The sequence below is a fragment of the Arthrobacter sp. S41 genome (assembly GCF_004320535.1).
In the GTDB taxonomy this organism is placed as follows: Bacteria; Actinomycetota; Actinomycetes; order Actinomycetales; family Micrococcaceae; genus Glutamicibacter.
This window is the reverse complement of record NZ_SIHY01000001.1, coordinates 905,886-924,040: the sequence shown is the minus strand read 5'-3', so window position 1 is coordinate 924,040 and position 18,155 is coordinate 905,886. Positions and strand designations below refer to the sequence as shown.

Genomic DNA, 18,155 nt, shown 5'->3' with positions numbered 1-18,155 from the left:
AGAAAAGAGGGAATCGATGAGCACCCCGGAGAATTCCGCGCAAGGCCAGTCAATCGATGCACAGTCGCTCAGGCACGCCAGTGGCCCTTATTTTGGAGCCTATGGTGGACGATGGATGCCCGAGTCCTTGATGGCCGCCATGGACGAACTGAACGAGACCTTTGAAGCCGCCAAAAAGGACCCTGAGTTCATCGCGGAGGTCAAAGACCTCAACAAGAACTATTCCGGTCGACCTTCCCTGCTCACCGAAGCCAAGCGCTTCTCCGAGCAGTACTGCGGCGGCGTGCGGATCTTCCTCAAGCGTGAGGACCTGAACCACACCGGTAGCCACAAAATTAACAACGTGCTCGGCCAGGCACTGCTAGCCAAGCGCATGGGCAAGACCCGCATCATCGCTGAAACCGGTGCGGGTCAGCACGGTGTCGCCTCGGCCACCGCGGCAGCGCTGATGGGACTCGAATGTGTGGTCTACATGGGCGCTGAGGACACCCGTCGTCAGGCACTAAATGTCGCCCGCATGCGCCTACTGGGTGCCACCGTTATCCCGGTGACCGTGGGCAGCCAGACGCTGAAAGACGCGATCAATGAAGCATTGCGCGACTGGGTAGCTAACGTGGAGAACACCCACTACCTGTTGGGTACGGCCGCTGGTGGAGCACCCTTCCCGGCGATGGTTCGCTACTTCCACGAGGTCATCGGCGACGAGGCACGTGAGCAGATCCTGGCTCAGACCGGGCGCCTGCCGGACGCGGTCACCGCATGTATCGGTGGCGGCTCCAATGCGATCGGCATCTTCCACGGGTTCCTTGATGACCCGAGCGTCGAAATCTACGGTTTTGAAGCCGGCGGCGACGGGGTGGATACCGATCGCCACGCTGCCACCATCACCCTGGGTCGTCCCGGCGTGCTGCACGGCGCCAAGTCGTATTTGATGCAGGACGAAGATGGGCAGACCGTTGAGTCCCACTCCATCTCGGCCGGTCTGGACTACCCAGGTGTTGGCCCCGAACACGCCTATCTCTCTGACATCGGACGGGTGAGCTACGAGCCGGTCACCGACACCGAAGCGATGGACGCGTTTAAGGCGCTATGCCGCACCGAAGGCATTTTGCCGGCGATCGAATCCGCCCACGCACTGGCCGGAACCATCCGCCTGGCGCAACGCAAGGTGGCTGAAGGTGTGGTCCCCGAAGAAACCATCATCATCGCGAACCTCTCTGGTCGCGGTGATAAGGACGTGGGCACCGCTGCAGCGTGGTTCAACATGATCGACGAACAAGACGCTGAAGCTGAAATCAACGCTGCCAATTCGCAGAACTCCGGCGCACAGAACTCCGGCTCACAGAACTCTGAGGAGAAGTAAATGACCCGCGTGATGAGTGCCGCGAAGATCGCCGCTGCCCGTGCCGAGGGCCGACCAGCCCTGATCGGTTACCTGCCAGCTGGCTTCCCCGATGTGCCGACCAGCATTGATGCTGCCGTCGCACTGGCCGAAAATGGCGTGGACATTATCGAGATCGGCATTCCCTACTCCGATCCGGTGATGGATGGCCAGGTCATTCAGGAAGCCACCGTGCATGCTTTGGCCAATGGTTTTAAGGTGTCGCAGATTTTTGACATCGTGCGTGGCATTACCGAACGTACCGACGTCGCAGTGATGGTCATGACCTACTGGAATCCGGTGTTGCGTTTGGGCGTGGACGAATTTTCCCGTCGTTTTGCCGAAGCTGGCGGCGCGGGACTCATTACCCCGGATCTGGTTCCCGACGAGGCCACTGAATGGATTGAGGCGAGCACCAAGTACGATCTGGAACGCGTCTTCTTGATCGCACCATCGTCCACCGAAGCCCGCGTGCAGCGCACCGTTGACGCATCCAGCGGCTTTGTTTACTGCGTATCGCTGATGGGCGTCACCGGCGCGCGCTCCTCGGTCTCTTCGGCCGCCCAAGCGGTAGTCGAGGCAGCGCACAAGGCCGGCGCAGAAAACGCCTGTGTTGGCTTGGGCGTTTCGCGCCGCGAGCACGTTGAACAGATCGGCGCCTATGCGGACGGCGTGATTGTCGGTACCGCCTTGGTTGCCGCTCTGCGCGACGGGGGAGTAGCTGCGGTAGGAGAACTCGCTGCACAGTTAAGTGGTCGAGCCTAATGTCCTTCGCTGCACAGCTGGCACTAGCGGTGCCAGCTTCCATCCCCTCGCCACCGGCGGAGTTTTCTAAGTTCAGCATCGGGCCGCTGACCATTCACGCCTACGCGCTATGCATTTTGCTGGGCATTCTTGTCGCCCTGTGGCTGACCAATAAGCGCATGCAGGCCCGTGGTGGCAACTCCGATATGCTCTGGGACATTGCCATCTGGGCGATCCCCTTTGGCATCGTGGGCGGCCGGCTGTACCACGTGTTGATCACCGACCCGATGTACTACTTTGGGTTGGGCGAGCAACAAGCGCACTTGGCCGAAATCCCGCAGCTCTGGCTCGGCGGACTAGGCATTATGGGTGCGGTATCACTCGGCGCCCTCGGTGCGTGGATCGGCTGTCGACGAACCGGTGTGCGGCTTTCGGCCTTTGCCGACGCGGCAGCTCCGGGCCTGCTCATCGCCCAAGGAATCGGACGCTGGGGCAACTGGTTTAACCAAGAACTTTTTGGTTCACCAACCACCCTGCCATGGGGACTACAGATCGACCCGAACAGCTACAACTTCCCTGCAGGACTGCCCGCGGACACACTGTTCCACCCGACTTTTTTGTACGAGTCGCTGTGGAACGTGGCCGGCGCGTTGGTGCTCATCGCGCTGGATCGAAAGTTCAAGCTGCGTCGCGGTGCGCTGTTCTGCTGCTACATGATTTGGTACGGCATCGGACGTACTTTCACCGAATCCCTGCGTTTGGATCCGGCCGAAATTATTCACATCGGCCCATTGGGACTACGTGTTCACCAGTGGTTGGCGATCGCTTTGGTGATCGCCGGTGCCATCGCGCTCAGCCTCGTGCTGGCCAAGCTGCGCGGGCAGAACGTTAACCCGTTCTTCCTGCCAGGCCGCGAACCGAAGGCAGAAGTGGCGCAAGACCAAGATGTAGCCGGCGAAGAACCACCGGCAGCAACAACCGAAGTAGCTCAAGAGCCGAAGCACCTGGGCAAGGACCCGCAGTAGTCGCACTGCCTAGGGCATTTGGTTCGTCGGGCATCAATAGGTGCCATTGAGTGGCCGGCAAGCACATACTCTTGCCGGCCATTGCCATACCGTTTGGCGCCACTGAACTTCGACCAACGGTTTCATGACGCGCGAAGCGTGAAGTATGGCGAAATCTAGCAAAAAAGTTAGAGCCAAATTTGCCCGGGCCCGCGATAAGGCTCGGCAACATGTTCGAAACATTGCCGATACCCGAAAAACGGTAGACAACAACGGGTTTTCGGCTCCCGATCGGCTTTGCAACCGGGCCGAAAAGTGTGGCGTACACCCTAGTTTTTAACATTTTCGAAACACAAACGGTCGCACTTGAGAAACAAAAATTGCGTAACGTGTGATGTTGGCATCGTAGCGGGCCCTCAACCCCCTGGAGCGGACCTGCGATGCAGCACCACAATGAGGTGGGATATGTTCCTCCCTGGAATCTCGACGTGCCAGCATACCCCGCTGCGCGTTGTCGACGAGTTCCAGTTCGATGAAACATCAAGGCGGCCGGTCGCCCTTTTAAGGAATTATCCTCATGAGCAAAGGGTTCGGCGCGCCCATCCTGCATGAACCACAGAAAGGCACGCTCATGAGCATGACCGGAGTCCCACTGAACGCCTCGCCAGGCTCCGGCGAGAACGTCCTCTCGCCATATACACGCTTCTCTGCAATGCCTAGCGCACAGGGTCTATACGATCCTGCCGCCGAAAAAGACGCTTGCGGTTTGGCAATGATCGCGTCGCTGAAGAACGAATCCAGCCACGAGATCGTCGCCCACGCACTAACGGCACTGCGCCGCTTGGAACACCGTGGCGCTATCGGCGCCGACGAAGGCACCGGCGACGGTGCAGGCATCCTGCTGCATATGCCCGACGCATTTTTGCGCAGCGCCACCAACTTCGCGCTCCCATCTGCCGGCGCCTACGCCGTAGGTATGGGCTTCCTTCCTGCCGAGACCAAAGAGCGCGAATTTGCTCAGTCCGAGCTGGAAACGCTGGCCGCGGAAGAAAACCTTTCGGTGCTCGGCTGGCGCGAAGTGCCCGTTGACTCCTCCGTGCTCGGCGCCTCAGCACGCAAGGTCATGCCATACATCACTCAGTTCTTCGTCGCCGGTCCGACCGGTGCACCAGCACTGAGCAGCCGCGAACTAGACGCCGCCGCCTGGCGCATCCGTCGTCGCGCGCACAACAAGATGGGCATCTACTTCGCTTCGTTCTCCGCGCAGTCCATCGTGTACAAGGGCATGGTTTCTACCGCGCAGCTTGAACCGTTTTACCCGGATCTGTCGAACACCGACTTCGCCAGCCGTTGTGCGATCGTGCACTCACGCTTCTCCACCAACACCTTCCCATCGTGGCCGCTGGCTCAGCCCTTCCGCACCATCGCGCACAATGGCGAGATCAACACGGTTAAGGGCAACCGCAACTGGATGCGCGCCCGCCAGTCAACTCTGGAATCCGAATTGCTCGGCGAGGTCCCCGAAGAGCTGTTCCCGATCTGCACCCCAGGTGCATCGGACTCCGCTTCCTTCGACGAGGTCGCTGAAATGCTGATGCTTTCGGGACGCAACGTCACCGAAGCGATCATGATGATGATCCCGCAGCCGTGGGAAAACGACACTCAGATGGACGCCGATCTGCGCGCCTTCTACCAGTACCACTCGATGCTCATCGAGCCTTGGGATGGTCCGGCGGCCGTTTGCTTCACCGACGGCCAGATGGCCGGAGCGGTGCTGGACCGTAACGGTCTGCGCCCGGCTCGCTGGTGGGTTACCGACGATGATTTGGTTGTGCTTGCCAGTGAGGTCGGCGTGATCGACGTTGCCGAAGAGCACATTGTGTCCAAGGGCCGTGTGGCTCCGGGCAAGATGTTCGCCGTGGATTTGAATGCCGGTCGCATCGTTGAAGACTCCGAAATCAAGGCCGAGGTTGCCGCCTCCAAGCCATGGCGTGAATGGGTTTCGCAGAACCTGAAGACCCTTGCGGACTTCCCGGATCTGGAACACGTACGCCACAACTCGGCCTCGGTGTTGCTGCGCCAGCTCACCTTCGGTTACACCACCGAAGAGCTACGCGTGCTTTTGGCGCCGATGGCCACCACCGGCGCTGAGCCGCTGGCCGCCATGGGAACTGATACGCCCATTGCTGCACTGGCCGATCGCGCGCGCCTGCTCTTTGACTACTTCACCCAGTCCTTCGCACAGGTCACCAATCCACCGCTGGATGCCATCCGCGAAGAGTTGGTCACCTCCATGCACACCACCATCGGCCCAGATGGCAACCTGCTGAGCCTGGATAAGGTGCCGCAGTCGCAGATCGCACTGGACTACCCGGTATTGACCAACGACCAGTTGGCCAAGATCGTAAACTTGCGCGATGCCAAGGGTTCCAAGCTGTCGCTGAAGGTCCGTGGCCTGTACCGCCCGGTCGGTGGCGAGTCTGAACTGCGCGCGCGCCTGCAGGAAATCTGCGAAAAGGTCTCCGCTGCGGTCAACCGTGGAGTGCGCTACATCGTGCTCTCGGACCGTGATTCGTCGGCTGCCTGGGCGCCGATCCCATCGCTGTTGCTGACCAGCGCCGTCCACCACCACCTGCTCAAGAGCTCCAACCGCACCCGTGCGTCGCTGATCATCGAATCCGGCGACGCCCGCGAAGTGCACCATATTGCGGTATTGATCGGTTACGGCGCCGCCGCGATCAACCCATACCTGGCTTTGGAATCGGTCGAGCAGATGGCTGAAGAAGGCGAACTGCCCGGCATTGACGGCGCTACCGCCAGCTCCAACTTGATGAAGGCCCTGGGCAAGGGCGTACTAAAGATCATGTCCAAAATGGGCATTTCCACGGTCTCCAGCTACTGCGGCGCCCAGACCTTCGAGGCGGTCGGCCTCTCCCAGCGCGTGGTTGACCAGTACTTCACCGGTACCACCACCAAGCTTTCTGGCATCGAACTGGATGTGGTGGCCGCCGAGGCTGCTGAACGCCACGCTCGTGCCTACCCAGAACTCGACGGCAGCTCGCAGGCCAATGAGTTGGAAACCGGTGGCGAGTACCAGTGGCGCCGCTCCGGCCCGCCACACCTCTTTGACCCACAGACCGTCTTCCGCCTGCAGCACTCCACCCGCACCCGTCGCTACGACGTGTTCAAGGAGTACACCAAGGCTGTGGACGATCAGGCCGCTGAGCTCAAGACCCTGCGCGGTCTGATGAAGCTGAAGACCGAAGGCATCACCCCGATCGACATCGATCAGGTGGAGCCGGTCTCCGAAATTGTTAAGCGTTTTGCCACCGGTGCGATGAGCTACGGCTCGATCTCCGCCGAGGCACACGAGACGCTGGCGATCGCCATGAACCGGCTGGGCGGCAAGTCCAACACCGGTGAAGGCGGCGAGGATCCGGAGCGTCTGCTTGATCCTGAGCGTCGCAGTGCGGTCAAGCAGATCGCCTCGGGCCGCTTCGGCGTCACCAGCTTGTACCTGACCAACGCCGATGACATCCAGATCAAGATGGCTCAGGGCGCCAAGCCAGGCGAGGGTGGCCAGCTGATGAGCCAGAAGCTGTACCCTTGGGTGGCTAAGACTCGTCACTCCACCCCGGGTGTTGGGCTGATTTCCCCGCCTCCGCACCACGACATCTACTCGATTGAGGACTTGGCGCAGCTGATCCACGATGCAAAGTGCTCCAATCCGAGCGCGCGTGTGCACGTGAAGCTGGTATCCGAGTCCGGTATCGGTACCGTGGCTGCCGGTGTAGCCAAGGCCAAGGCCGACGTAGTGCTGATTTCCGGGCACGACGGCGGCACCGGTGCCTCACCGATGAACTCACTGAAGCACGCGGGCACCCCGTGGGAGCTCGGCCTGGCTGAAGCTCAGCAGACGCTGATCCTCAACGGTTTGCGTGACCGCGTCACCGTGCAGGTTGACGGCCAGCTGAAGACCGGCCGCGACGTACTGATCGGCGCCCTATTGGGTGCCGAGGAGTTCGGCTTTGCGACCGCACCGCTGGTGGTTTCGGGCTGCATCATGATGCGCGTCTGCCACTTGGACACCTGCCCTGTGGGCGTGGCCACGCAGAACCCTGTGCTGCGTGAACGCTTCAGTGGCAAGGCCGAATTTGTGGTGAACTTCTTCGAGTTCATCGCTCAAGAGGTCCGCGAACTGCTCGCTTCCTTGGGTGCACGCACCCTGGACGAAGTGATCGGTCGCGTTGAACTGCTCGAAACTGACGCTGCCCAGGTTGGTGCGCACCGCAAGGTGACCGGGTTGGCGCTGGATGCCATCACCCACGAACCAGCGGTAGAAGTTGCTGCGCGTCGTCGCCGCATCAGCCAGGACCACGGTTTGGATAAGCACCTGGATCAGCGTTTGTTGGCTGCTGCCGCTCCGGCACTAGCCGATCGCATTCCGGTAACCATCGATGCGGACATCGTAAACACCGACCGTTCGGTGGGAACCCTGCTTGGCCACCATGTCACCAAGACCTTCGCACTGGAGATCTTGGACGAGGACACCATCACGGTGAACCTCGCAGGACGAGCCGGTCAGTCACTCGGCGCCTTCCTGCCAGCGGGTATTACGCTGAGCCTGGATGGCGACGCGAACGACTACGTTGGCAAGGGCCTGTCGGGCGGCAAGATCGTCATCCACCCACCAACGAGCACCATTTCGGCTCCTGAGCAGCAGGTGATCGCCGGTAACGTGGTTGGTTACGGCGCCACCAGTGGTTCGATGTTCATCAACGGTATGGTCGGCGAACGCTTCGCGGTGCGTAACTCCGGGGCGAGCATCGTCACCGAAGGCATTGGCGAACACGGTTGTGAGTACATGACCGGCGGTGAAGTGCTGATCTTGGGGGACACCGGACGTAACTTTGGTGCTGGCTTCTCCGGCGGTGTGGCATGGGTTGTGGACTTTGATACGGACAAGATCAACCCATTGGCCGCAAGCCAGGGGGATCTGTTGATCAACCCGATTTCCGATGCCGAAGCACAGCGCATTCACCAATTGCTCACCGAGCACATCGCACACACTGCTTCGCCACTGGCGCAGCGCCTGGTGCTGAATTGGGAAGACACCCGTACCCGCATCACCAGCATCACCCCGCGCGACTTTGCTGCGGTACAGCAGGTGCGTAGTGACGCGGAAGCCAACGGGCAGAACCCAGATTCGCCACAGGTATGGAACAAGATTTTGGAGGTGACCCGTGGCTGATCCACGCGGATTCCTGAAGGTGACCGAGCGTGTCACCCAACCCAAGCGCCCGGTACCGGTGCGATTGATGGACTACAAAGAGGTTGTTGAACGCCAGAAAGACGGGACCCTGCAGCAGCAGGCTTCCCGTTGCATGGACTGCGGCATCCCGTTCTGCCATCAGGGCTGCCCACTGGGCAACCTGATTCCAGAGTTCAACGATCTGACCTACCGTGGTCGTAAGGATGAGGCGGCAGCTCGACTGCTTTCCACCAACAACTTCCCGGAACTCACCGGTAAGCTGTGCCCGGCCCCTTGTGAGTCATCCTGCGTGCTGGGAATCAACCAGCCAGCGGTGACAATCAAGCAGGTTGAGGCTGAACTTGCAGGTCACCTGATGGACCAGGGCGACTTTGTACCGCAGCCACCAGCTCGCCACACCGAACACCGTGTCGCCATTGTTGGTTCGGGCCCAGCCGGTCTGGCCGCTGCCCAGCAGCTGACCCGCGCAGGTCACACGGTTGCCGTGTACGAGCGCGACGAAGCCATCGGCGGTCTGCTGCGCTTTGGTATCCCAGACTTCAAGCTGGAAAAGCAGGTGATCGACCTGCGCCTGGATCAGATGCGTGATGAAGGTACGATCTTCCGCACCGGCATCGAAATCGGTAAGGACATCACCTGGGAGCAGCTGCGTCGTGACTACGACGCGGTGATTGTCGCCACCGGTGCGACCGTTCCGCGTGAACTGCCCATCGAAGGAAACCAGCTCGACGGCGTGCACCACGCCATGGAGTTCCTCACCGAGAACAACCGTGTGGTTGCTGGTACCTCCAGCGTGCGCACCATCGACGCCAAGGGCAAGCATGTTGTTGTCCTTGGTGGTGGTGACACAGGTTCGGACTGTATCGGTACCGCTCTGCGTCAGGGCGCTGCCAGCGTGACGACCTTGGCGATCGGCAAGCAGCCGGGCACCGAGCGTAGCGAACTGCACCCTTGGCCGACCATGCCGGTGCTCTTTGAAGTGCAGTCATCGCACGAAGAAGGTGGCGAGCGCACCTATTTGGCTTCCACTGTGAACTTTGTCGCCGGTGAGGGAACTAAGCAGAATAAGGTGATCGGTGTTACAGTTGCAGAGACAGAATTTGTTGCTGGCAAGCGCCTCCCGAAGTCTGGAACCGAACGCGTAATCAAAGCTGATTTGGTTCTGCTTGCCCTCGGGTTCACCGGTCCGGAAGCTTCCGGACTGGACGAACAGGTCAGTATCGAATTCGACAACCGGGGCAACGTCGCCCGAGATGGCTACTACATGACGAATACCGAATCGGTGTTCGTCGCCGGAGATGCCGGTCGGGGACAGTCGCTGATCGTGTGGGCTATCGCTGAAGGTCGCGCTTGCGCCGCCTCGGTCGATAAATTCCTCATGGGCTCGACAATTCTTCCAGCACCGGTAGCTCCAACCGATAGGGCCATCAGCATCATTTGAGTGACGTAGGCTTAAATGCGGCGCATCCGATTGTGGATGGGCCGCATTTTGCCTGTGTGGACAAGAAAGGCATTTGGCTGACGGAATGAGACGCGCAAAGATTGTAGCAACCTGGGGTCCAGCCCTAGCAAGCTACGAAAACACTGTAGCGGTACTAAATGCGGGCGTAGACGTCGCGCGCTTAAACATGAGCCATGGAGATCACTCCATGCACGCACAATCGTTGGCGAACGTGCGTAACGCAGCGGCTGAGATCGGCCGCGCGGTCGGTGTTTTTGCCGACCTGCAGGGTCCTAAGATCCGCTTGGGGCGCTTTAAGGGTGACGCGAAGTACATCCTGGAGGCGGGCGAAGAATTCACCATCACCATTGATGACGTGGAAGGCACCCGTAACCTGTGCTCGACCACCTTCAAAGGTCTGCCAAACGACGTGAAGGCAGGGGACTTCCTGCTCATCAACGATGGCAAGGTAAAGCTCAAGGCCATCTCGGTCGATGCAACCTCCGTGCATTCCGAGGTAGTCGTCGGCGGCGAAGTGTCCAATAACAAGGGCATCAACCTGCCAGGCGTTGCAGTGAACGTTCCTGCACTGAGTGAAAAGGATGAGGACGACCTGCGCTGGGCACTGCGTGCCGGCATCGACATGGTTGCACTGTCCTTCGTGCGCAACGCCGAAGACATTTCGCGCGTGCATGAAATTATGGACGAAGAAGGTCGTCGCGTCCCAGTGATCGCGAAGATCGAGAAGCCACAGGCTGTGGCTGCCCTTGAAGAAATCGTCGACGCTTTTGACTCCATCATGGTCGCCCGCGGAGACTTGGGTGTAGAACTGCCACTGGAAGAAGTTCCACTGGTGCAGAAGCGCGCCGTTGAATTGGCTCGTCGCTGGGCTAAGCCAGTGATCGTTGCTACCCAGGTGCTTGAGTCGATGATTGAGTCGCCAACTCCTACCCGCGCTGAAGCATCTGACTGCGCTAACGCCGTGCTTGACGGTGCCGACGCTGTCATGCTTTCGGGGGAGACCTCGGTTGGTGCTTACCCGGTCGAAACCGTGGAAACCATGTCGCGCATCATCTCTTCCACCGAAGAGCATGGTCTGGATCGTATCCCACGCTTGGGTTCTCAGCCTAAGACCACCGGTGGCGCTATTACCCGTGCTGCTGTGGAGATCGCCGATCAGGTTGACGCAAAGTACATCGTTGCGTTCACCCAGTCCGGTGACTCGGCACGTCGTCTTTCGCGACTGCGCCCAAAGAAGCCGGTTTTGGCTTTCACCCCGTTGCAGCAGACCTACAACATCATGACCCTGATGTGGGGCGTTCAGGCACGTTTGGTTGCCTACGCTGACCACACGGACAAGATGACTGCTCAGGTGGACGAAGCGCTGCTTAGCGAAGGTTTGGCCGAGGTCAACGACGTTGTCTGCATTGCTGCCGGTTCCCCTCCGGGACAGGCCGGCTCGACCAACTCGATTCGTGTACACAAGATCGGCGATCTGGCAGACGCTGGACAGCTGGTCGACGGCAAGCCAATGCCTGCCCGCGAAAAGGTTGGACCATGGGCACCGGAGAATGTTTCAACTCCTGAGTCCCTCTAGCATCTAGCTTTTACGCTGATGCCTTAAAAGTTCCGCTTCTGTTCACCTTCCGGTGGGCAGGGGCGGAACTTTTTTGTGTCAGCGGTGCAAATTGAACTTTGTGCAGTCGCTCACACTTACCCTAATTTTGGGCAGAAAAAAACCGCTGATCCGGAATATTATTCCGAACCAGCGGCCTATCTTTGGTGCCCAAGGTGGGACTCGAACCCACACATCTTTCGATACCGCATTTTGAGTGCGGCGCGTCTACCGATTCCGCCACTTGGGCTGGCACTTTGACTAGTTTACTAGAGGTTTTCCAGATTTCCTAATCGGGAACCTCGCGTCATCGCGTGAACTACAGTACATGCAAGTAGGCTTATATGTGAAACCGAGGCAACGTAGCTTCGCTGACGGAAACCATCTAACTGCCCTCCACCGCACGGGCAGGATTTTTTGATCATGGAGGAAGGCGCCAATGAGCGAACTACCCGAAGTCACCCGAATTCCATCCGAGGTGCAATCCACCCCGCGTCGTGTGGTTGTAGCCGAGGACGAAACCCTCATCCGCCTCGATATCGTCGAGATCCTACGCTCCGAGGGTTATGACGTTGTTGCTGAGGCAGATAACGGACAGACCGCATTGGAGAAGGCTCGTGAATTGAAGCCCGATCTGGTTCTGATGGACGTGAAGATGCCAGTCATGGACGGCATCACCGCCGCTGAGGCGATTGTGAAGGAACGCATCGCCCCGGTAGTACTGCTCACCGCGTTCAGCCAAAAGGAATTGGTGGAGCGCGCGCGTGAAGCCGGTGCCATGGCGTATGTGGTTAAGCCATTTACCCCTGCCGATCTGACTCCGGCCATCGAGATCGCTATTTCTCGTAATGACGAGCTGCGCGCCTTGGAAGAGGAAGTCAGCAACCTCGCTGAGCAGTTTGAGACTCGCAAGCTGGTAGATCGCGCTAAGAGCTTGCTGATCACCAAGATGGGTCTGACCGAGCCAGAAGCATTCCGCTGGATCCAGAAGACTTCGATGGATCGCCGCCTGAGCATGCGCCAGGTTGCCGAAACCGTCGTCGATCAGGTCAAGTAAGTACGAACTGCTCGTTGGTAGAATCTGTGGATGTGCACCAAAACGCCGTGTGTTTTGGTGCACATTTTCATGCGACGGCTAGCTGTTGTGCCTATCCAACGAGCAATAGTGCTTACTGAGCACGGCAAGTTATTAAAAAATTAGCCGCCCGTTAGTTGACTTCCTAGATTGACGAACCGCTCAGTACGCCTAAGATTGAAACTGCGCCAAGAACCAAGTCCTGCATGCCTAAAAATATTTCGCAGATTAGCTTGTTCGAAGCCCGTACACTTTCCCTTGCCGTTCGACCTCTCAGGCTGGTACTAAATGGATTTGACGCTGATCGTCGTCCTAGTCATTGCCTTGGCGTTGTTTTTTGACTTCACCAATGGATTTCATGACACGGCCAATGCGATGGCCACCCCGATCGCAACCGGTGCAATTTCCCCTAAGAAGGCCGTTGCCCTCGCCGCAATTTTGAACCTTGTCGGTGCTTTCCTCTCCACCGAGGTAGCCAAGACAATTTCTGGCGGCATCATTAACGAAGACCCCTCCACAGGTGTAGCCATCGGGCCAGCAATGATTTTTGCTGGACTGATGGGTGCGGTGATTTGGAACCTGCTCACTTGGCTGCTGGGTCTGCCATCGAGCTCGTCGCACGCGTTGTTCGGCGGACTGGTTGGTGCCGCTATTGTCGGTGCCGGCGTGGCTTCGGTGAACTACGGCGTGCTGCTCTCCAAGGTTTTGCTGCCTGCGCTCTGCGCCCCAGTGATTGCCGGTGTCTCCGCGTACCTGTGCACGAAGCTGGCTTACGCCATCACCAAGCGCCAAAACGGTGCCTCGCCTAAACGCGGCGGCTTCCGCTATGGGCAGATTTTCTCCTCCTCGTTGGTCGCGCTGTCGCACGGTACCAACGATGCGCAGAAGACCATGGGCATCATCACCCTGACCCTGGTGGCCTCCGGCTTGCAGGATTCAGGATCAGGCGTACACCTTTGGGTGGTTACCGCTTGTGCTCTGGCGATCGCGTTGGGAACGTACACCGGTGGCTGGCGCATTATCCAGACCATGGGTTCGGGACTGACCGACGTGAAGCCTGCACAGGGCTTCGCCGCAGAGGTCTCCACTGCTTCAGCCATCCTGGCTTCCTCGCACTTGGGCTTTGCCCTGTCGACCACTCAGGTCGCTTCCGGGTCGGTTATCGGTTCCGGTTTGGGCCGCAAGGGCGGCGAGGTCCGTTGGGGCACCGCCGGCCGTATTGCCTTGGGCTGGCTCTTCACCTTGCCGGCAGCCGCGATCGTCGGCGGTCTGGCAGCCTGGATCGTACACTTTGGCACCCCAGGTCTGGTTATCGTCACCATCCTTGGAGTTGGCGCGATGCTGACCATCTGGTTCGCTTCCCGAAAGCAGTCGCACGGCTCTGACGGGACTATGTCCGACATCGATAACTCCGGAGCTGCGGTCAACATTTTGACCAAGAAGCAACGCCGCGCCAAGGCCAAGGCTGAAGCCGCGCAAGCTAAGCTCGTCGCCACGCAGAAGGATGCTGATAACTCATGATTGACTGGGTTGCCTTTGCGATCGTTGCGATCGTCACGTGGATTGCCGCGATGCTCATTGTTACCGCTTACTCTTTCGGAGTTCGCCTGCTGGCTGTAGCTAGGGACGAAGGAAAAAGTACGGGCCTTAGCAAGACTGGCGCGTATGCCTGCTTCACCGTGGCCGGCTTAATTGTGGCCTTTGGCGTGGTGCTGATCGTTCCGCAACTTAGCGAAGCGATTTTGGGCATGTCCTCAAGCCACTAAACGCTCACTATCGCTGATAGTGCTCAGCACGCTCAACATCGGCTGGGAAGTAAAACTGCATATTGCCTTCGACGGAGGCACCCCTAGACTGGAGCCATGACTAGCTTCAAGTACTACGTGGGTGCCTCCGTTGATGGTTTTATTGCCGACGGTAGCGCCGATGCGCATTGGTTCACCACCTTCGCCAAACAGCCTGGCGTGAAAAAGCACTTTGATCAGTTCTTTGAAACCATTGGTGCAGTGGTGATCGGCGGGAAAACCTACGAGGGTATCGCCAAGGAAGTCGCCGACGGGAACATGAGCTGGATGTTTGCGCACCTCCCAGTCTGGGTCTTAACCCACCACGAATTACCGACCCTGCCCGATACCGACCTGACGTTCATCCGCGGAGAAATCGGTTTCTGGAGCCAAGACATTGCGCGAAGCGCGGGGGCCGGTGACGTGTGGGTTGCCGGCGGCGCGGATCTAGCAGGCGGATTTGTTCAAGCGAACGTATTGGACGAGCTGTTGTTAGTGACCGTGCCGGTGGTCTTCGGCGAGGGCACCAGCATTTTTGGGCGTTCGGTGCGCGCCCAACTCTCAGCGATGAGCGTTGAAGACTTGGGCAACGACATCACGCTGACGCGCTACGCGGTGGGCTAGTTTTCTACCGGGAGCATCATGTTGGTGATGCGCGCGGTGGCAATGCGTGCCCCGTCCTCGTTGCTGATCACGATCTCGTGGCTGGTGCTTCTGCGTCCTAGGTGCACCGGGGTGCATACTGCGGTGACCAAACCGGTGCGGCCAGCCTTGTGGTGTGTGATGTTTAGGTCGACCCCCACGGGTTGAGTCGTCCCGGCGCCGTGCAACGCTGCAGCCATCGAACCTAGGGTTTCGGCTAGGGCTGCCGACGCGCCGCCGTGCAAAATCCCGTAGACCTGAGTGTTTCCGGCGACCGGCATGGTGGCCGTGATCCGATCGACGGTGAACTCGGTGAAGACGATCTCTAGCTTTTCCACTAGTTCACCTACGCCATTGGAGCGCAAAAAAGACCACGCACTGTGAGGTAGGCCGTGGCGCGTGAGCTGCTGCGCGAACGGATGTGCCGAATCTTGCGTGGGTTGAGTAGTGAAATTGTCGTTCATGGGAACTAGGCTTTCAGGTGTGAGCGAAACTACCAAGCCGACACCCGCGTCGGACAAGAGACTGCTGATTATTGACGGACATTCGATGGCGTTCCGCGCGTTTTACGCGCTGCCAGCGGAGAACTTTGCGACGAGCACGGGACAGCACACCAACGCGGTGCACGGCTTTGTATCCATGCTGCTGACGATGATCCGTCAGCAGAAGCCCACCCACGTCGCTGTCGCATTCGACCTGGATACTCCAACCTTCCGGTCGCTGGAGTACACCGAGTACAAGGGCGGGCGCAACAAGACGCCCGAAGAGTTCTACGGGCAGATCGACCTCATCCAAGAGGTGATGAAGGCGATGAACATCCCGTCCATCACCCTGGAAAGCTTTGAGGCCGACGACATCCTGGCCACGCTGGCCACCATGGGCGAGGACGCGGGCTTTAACGTGCTGGTGGTTTCCGGTGACCGTGATGCCTTCCAGCTGATCACCGACAAGACCCTGGTTTTGTACCCGAAAAAGGGCATTAGCGACATTCCGCCGATGGACGCTGCCGCGGTGGAAGCCAAATACTTTGTTCCACCACAGCGTTACTCGGATCTTGCTGCACTGGTCGGCGAAACCGCCGATAACCTGCCAGGAGTACCGGGCGTCGGCCCGAAGACCGCCGCAAAGTGGATCAACCTCTACGGGGACCTGGCCGGTGTGCTGGAAAACATTGACTCGATCAAGGGCAAAGTGGGCGAGTCCCTGCGTGAGCACGTGGACAACGTGACCCGCAACCGCCGGCTCAACCAGCTGAAGCACGACCTAGAGCTGCCGGTGACCTTGGAGCAGATGGAGCTTGAGGCACCAAACCGCGAAGAGATCGAGAACCTGTTTGACGCGCTGGAGTTTAACACCCTGCGTAAACGCCTCTTTGACCTCTTTGCAGCGCAGGAGGAGGAAGTTGCCCCCGAGGTAGCTGCCTTCACCCGTGTGGTGACCGACAACGCCCAAGCATTACGCGACTTTATCGATGCCGGTAAGTCCGCGCCGATCGCCGTTCAACCTGCCGTGGTTGGCGATGAAGCTGTGGGCCTTGCATTGTTCCGTGGGGCACAGGCCGTTTGGCTTGATCTTGGCGAACTTCAGGAAGGCACCGAGAACGAACTGGCCGCATTCCTTGCTGACGCCAACGCGCCCAAAATTTTCCACGACGCTAAAGCCACCATGCACCTGCTGATCGAACGTGGGCTGAAGATCGCGGGCATCAAGGACGACACGTTGATTAGTGCGTACCTGATTCAGCCAGATCGGCGTAGCCACGACCTAGTGGACGTGGTGCAGTACCACCTGAAATATGCGGTGCCGGTGCATCAGGCGAAGAAGGGCGAATTGGATCTGGGGCTGACCGCTGATTTGGTCGAACCCACCCTGGCCCAAGCTCAGGCAATCCACGACCTGTCCGCGTTCCTTGCCACCAAGCTGGCTGAGAAGCACGCCGATTTGCTGGCTGCAGAGATGGAATTGCCGCTGATCCCGGTCCTCTTTGAGATGGAACGCGCCGGCGTGGCAGTGGACGTGGATCGGCTGAACGAACTGCGCGCGCACTTCACCACGCAGGTTGATCAGGCCACCAACGACGCTTTTGCTGCGATCGGCCACGAGGTAAACCTTTCTAGCCCGAAGCAGCTGCAGGTAGTGCTGTTTGAAGAGCTGGATTTGCCGCGTACCAAAAAAATCAAGACCGGTTTCACTACGGACGCTGAATCACTTCAAGACCTGCTGGTCAAAACCGGGCACCCGTTCCTGGTGGCGCTGATGGCTTACCGCGATGCCATCAAACTACGCCAGACCGTCGACGGTCTGCTGAAAGCTACGCACGACGATGGACGGATCCACACCACCTACGCGCAGACCGTGGCAGCCACCGGTCGACTTTCTAGTCTGAACCCGAACCTGCAGAACATCCCGGTCCGTTCAGAAGAGGGCCGACGCATTCGCGACGTGTTCATGGTGGGCACCGGGTACCAAACCCTGCTGACCGTGGACTACTCGCAGATCGAAATGCGCATTATGGCGCACCTGTCCGAGGATGCCGGGTTGATCGAGGCTTATCAAAACGGCGAAGACCTGCACCGGTTTGTCGGTTCGCGCGTGTTCAACGTCGAGCCAGAAGAGGTCAGCTCTGAAATGCGCTCCAAGGTGAAGGCGATGAGCTACGGCTTGGCCTACGGTTTGAGCAGTTTTGGGCTGTCCAAGCAGCTGAAGATCGGCGTGGACGAAGCGCGCAAATTGATGAAGGACTACTTCGATCGTTTCGGAGCGGTGCGCACCTACTTGCGTTCGGTCGTGGACCAAGCCCGCAAGGACGGCTACACCGAAACCATCTTTGGCCGTCGTCGTTACCTGCCAGAGCTGAACAGCTCGGATCGGCGTCTACGCGATATTGCCGAACGCGCGGCACTGAATGCACCTATTCAGGGATCGGCCGCCGATCTGGTTAAGGTGGCCATGCTCAAGATCTCTGCGGGGCTCGAATCCGGGAACTTTACCTCCCGCATGCTGCTCCAGGTCCATGACGAACTCATTTTGGAGATCGCCGAAGGGGAACTGGAAGCAGTGCAGGAGTTGGTGACCCACGAAATGGGCCAGGCCGCTGACCTGTTGGTGCCGCTGGATGTTCAGCCGGGCATTGGCCGGACCTGGCACGAGGCGGCTCACTAACGGGCGCAAATCTCTACCCTGATGCTGCCGGGCGC

At 59.1% G+C, this 18,155-nt stretch carries 12 protein-coding genes and 1 tRNA gene; 11 read left to right on the top strand and 2 right to left on the bottom strand.

Annotated elements, in window-relative coordinates:
• The first annotated feature begins 16 nt into the window (after positions 1-16).
• The 6 genes from trpB (at position 17) to pyk (ending at position 11,439) form a co-directional block, all read left to right on the top strand.
• Positions 17-1,363 (top strand): tryptophan synthase subunit beta, encoded by a 1,347-nt coding sequence (trpB, locus tag EYR88_RS04210; RefSeq protein WP_131088461.1) that lies wholly within the window; start codon positions 17-19, stop codon positions 1,361-1,363.
• Positions 1,364-2,146 (top strand): tryptophan synthase subunit alpha, encoded by a 783-nt coding sequence (gene trpA, locus EYR88_RS04205; RefSeq protein WP_131088460.1) that lies wholly within the window; start codon positions 1,364-1,366, stop codon positions 2,144-2,146.
• Complete coding sequence (gene lgt, locus EYR88_RS04200; RefSeq protein ID WP_131088459.1) at positions 2,146-3,150, top strand: prolipoprotein diacylglyceryl transferase; 1,005 nt, start codon at positions 2,146-2,148, stop codon at positions 3,148-3,150. Before trpA ends, lgt begins: the two co-directional genes overlap by 1 nt.
• Before the next feature lie 616 nt (positions 3,151-3,766).
• On the top strand, positions 3,767-8,380 hold the full coding sequence (gene gltB, locus EYR88_RS04195) for a glutamate synthase large subunit (protein ID WP_131089783.1): 4,614 nt from the start codon (positions 3,767-3,769) through the stop codon (positions 8,378-8,380).
• Positions 8,373-9,842: a glutamate synthase subunit beta gene (locus EYR88_RS04190; RefSeq protein WP_131088458.1), complete on the top strand. Its 1,470-nt coding sequence runs from the start codon at positions 8,373-8,375 to the stop codon at positions 9,840-9,842. Before gltB ends, EYR88_RS04190 begins: the two co-directional genes overlap by 8 nt.
• Positions 9,843-9,927: 85 nt before the next feature.
• The gene (gene pyk, locus EYR88_RS04185) at positions 9,928-11,439 is read left to right on the top strand and encodes a pyruvate kinase (protein WP_131088457.1); all 1,512 of its coding nucleotides are present in this window, start codon (positions 9,928-9,930) and stop codon (positions 11,437-11,439) included.
• 183 nt (positions 11,440-11,622) lie between these two features.
• Here pyk and EYR88_RS04180 read toward each other — a convergent pair.
• Positions 11,623-11,707: transfer RNA gene (locus tag EYR88_RS04180), tRNA-Leu, on the bottom strand.
• A 189-nt stretch (positions 11,708-11,896) separates the two neighbouring features.
• On the opposite strand from EYR88_RS04180, the gene EYR88_RS04175 reads away from it, so the two are divergent.
• The 4 genes from EYR88_RS04175 to EYR88_RS04160 all read left to right on the top strand — a co-directional run bounded on the left by EYR88_RS04175 (position 11,897) and on the right by EYR88_RS04160 (position 14,940).
• Complete coding sequence (locus tag EYR88_RS04175; RefSeq protein WP_131088456.1) at positions 11,897-12,514, top strand: response regulator; 618 nt, start codon at positions 11,897-11,899, stop codon at positions 12,512-12,514.
• A gap of 306 nt (positions 12,515-12,820) precedes the next feature.
• Positions 12,821-14,053 carry an inorganic phosphate transporter gene (locus EYR88_RS04170; protein WP_131088455.1) on the top strand — a complete coding sequence of 411 codons (1,233 nt, stop codon included), beginning with the start codon at positions 12,821-12,823 and terminating at the stop codon, positions 14,051-14,053.
• Positions 14,050-14,298 carry a hypothetical protein gene (locus EYR88_RS04165; protein ID WP_131088454.1) on the top strand — a complete coding sequence of 83 codons (249 nt, stop codon included), beginning with the start codon at positions 14,050-14,052 and terminating at the stop codon, positions 14,296-14,298. The genes EYR88_RS04170 and EYR88_RS04165 overlap by 4 nt, the downstream gene beginning before the upstream one ends.
• 96 nt (positions 14,299-14,394) lie before the next feature.
• Positions 14,395-14,940, top strand: a complete 546-nt coding sequence (locus EYR88_RS04160) for a dihydrofolate reductase family protein (protein ID WP_131088453.1) — start codon at positions 14,395-14,397, stop codon at positions 14,938-14,940.
• On the opposite strand, the gene EYR88_RS04155 is transcribed toward EYR88_RS04160, so the two are convergent.
• Complete coding sequence (locus EYR88_RS04155; RefSeq protein ID WP_242632449.1) at positions 14,937-15,296, bottom strand: hotdog fold thioesterase; 360 nt, start codon at positions 15,294-15,296, stop codon at positions 14,937-14,939. The two genes, EYR88_RS04160 and EYR88_RS04155, sit on opposite strands and share 4 nt — an antisense overlap.
• Positions 15,297-15,507: 211 nt before the next feature.
• Between EYR88_RS04155 and polA the strand changes: the two genes are divergently transcribed.
• Positions 15,508-18,120 carry a DNA polymerase I gene (gene polA, locus EYR88_RS04150; RefSeq protein WP_242632537.1) on the top strand — a complete coding sequence of 871 codons (2,613 nt, stop codon included), beginning with the start codon at positions 15,508-15,510 and terminating at the stop codon, positions 18,118-18,120.
• Positions 18,121-18,155 lie beyond the last annotated feature (35 nt).

Coding starts and splice junctions, on each gene's coding strand:
- gltB (WP_131089783.1), top strand. CDS start 3,767: ATGACCGGAGTCCCACTGAACGCCTCGCCAGGCTCCGGCGAGAACGTC.
- EYR88_RS04170 (WP_131088455.1), top strand. CDS start 12,821: ATGGATTTGACGCTGATCGTCGTCCTAGTCATTGCCTTGGCGTTGTTT.
- pyk (WP_131088457.1), top strand. CDS start 9,928: ATGAGACGCGCAAAGATTGTAGCAACCTGGGGTCCAGCCCTAGCAAGC.
- polA (WP_242632537.1), top strand. CDS start 15,508: ATGGCGTTCCGCGCGTTTTACGCGCTGCCAGCGGAGAACTTTGCGACG.
- trpA (WP_131088460.1), top strand. CDS start 1,364: ATGACCCGCGTGATGAGTGCCGCGAAGATCGCCGCTGCCCGTGCCGAG.
- trpB (WP_131088461.1), top strand. CDS start 17: ATGAGCACCCCGGAGAATTCCGCGCAAGGCCAGTCAATCGATGCACAG.
- EYR88_RS04165 (WP_131088454.1), top strand. CDS start 14,050: ATGATTGACTGGGTTGCCTTTGCGATCGTTGCGATCGTCACGTGGATT.
- EYR88_RS04175 (WP_131088456.1), top strand. CDS start 11,897: ATGAGCGAACTACCCGAAGTCACCCGAATTCCATCCGAGGTGCAATCC.
- EYR88_RS04160 (WP_131088453.1), top strand. CDS start 14,395: ATGACTAGCTTCAAGTACTACGTGGGTGCCTCCGTTGATGGTTTTATT.
- lgt (WP_131088459.1), top strand. CDS start 2,146: ATGTCCTTCGCTGCACAGCTGGCACTAGCGGTGCCAGCTTCCATCCCC.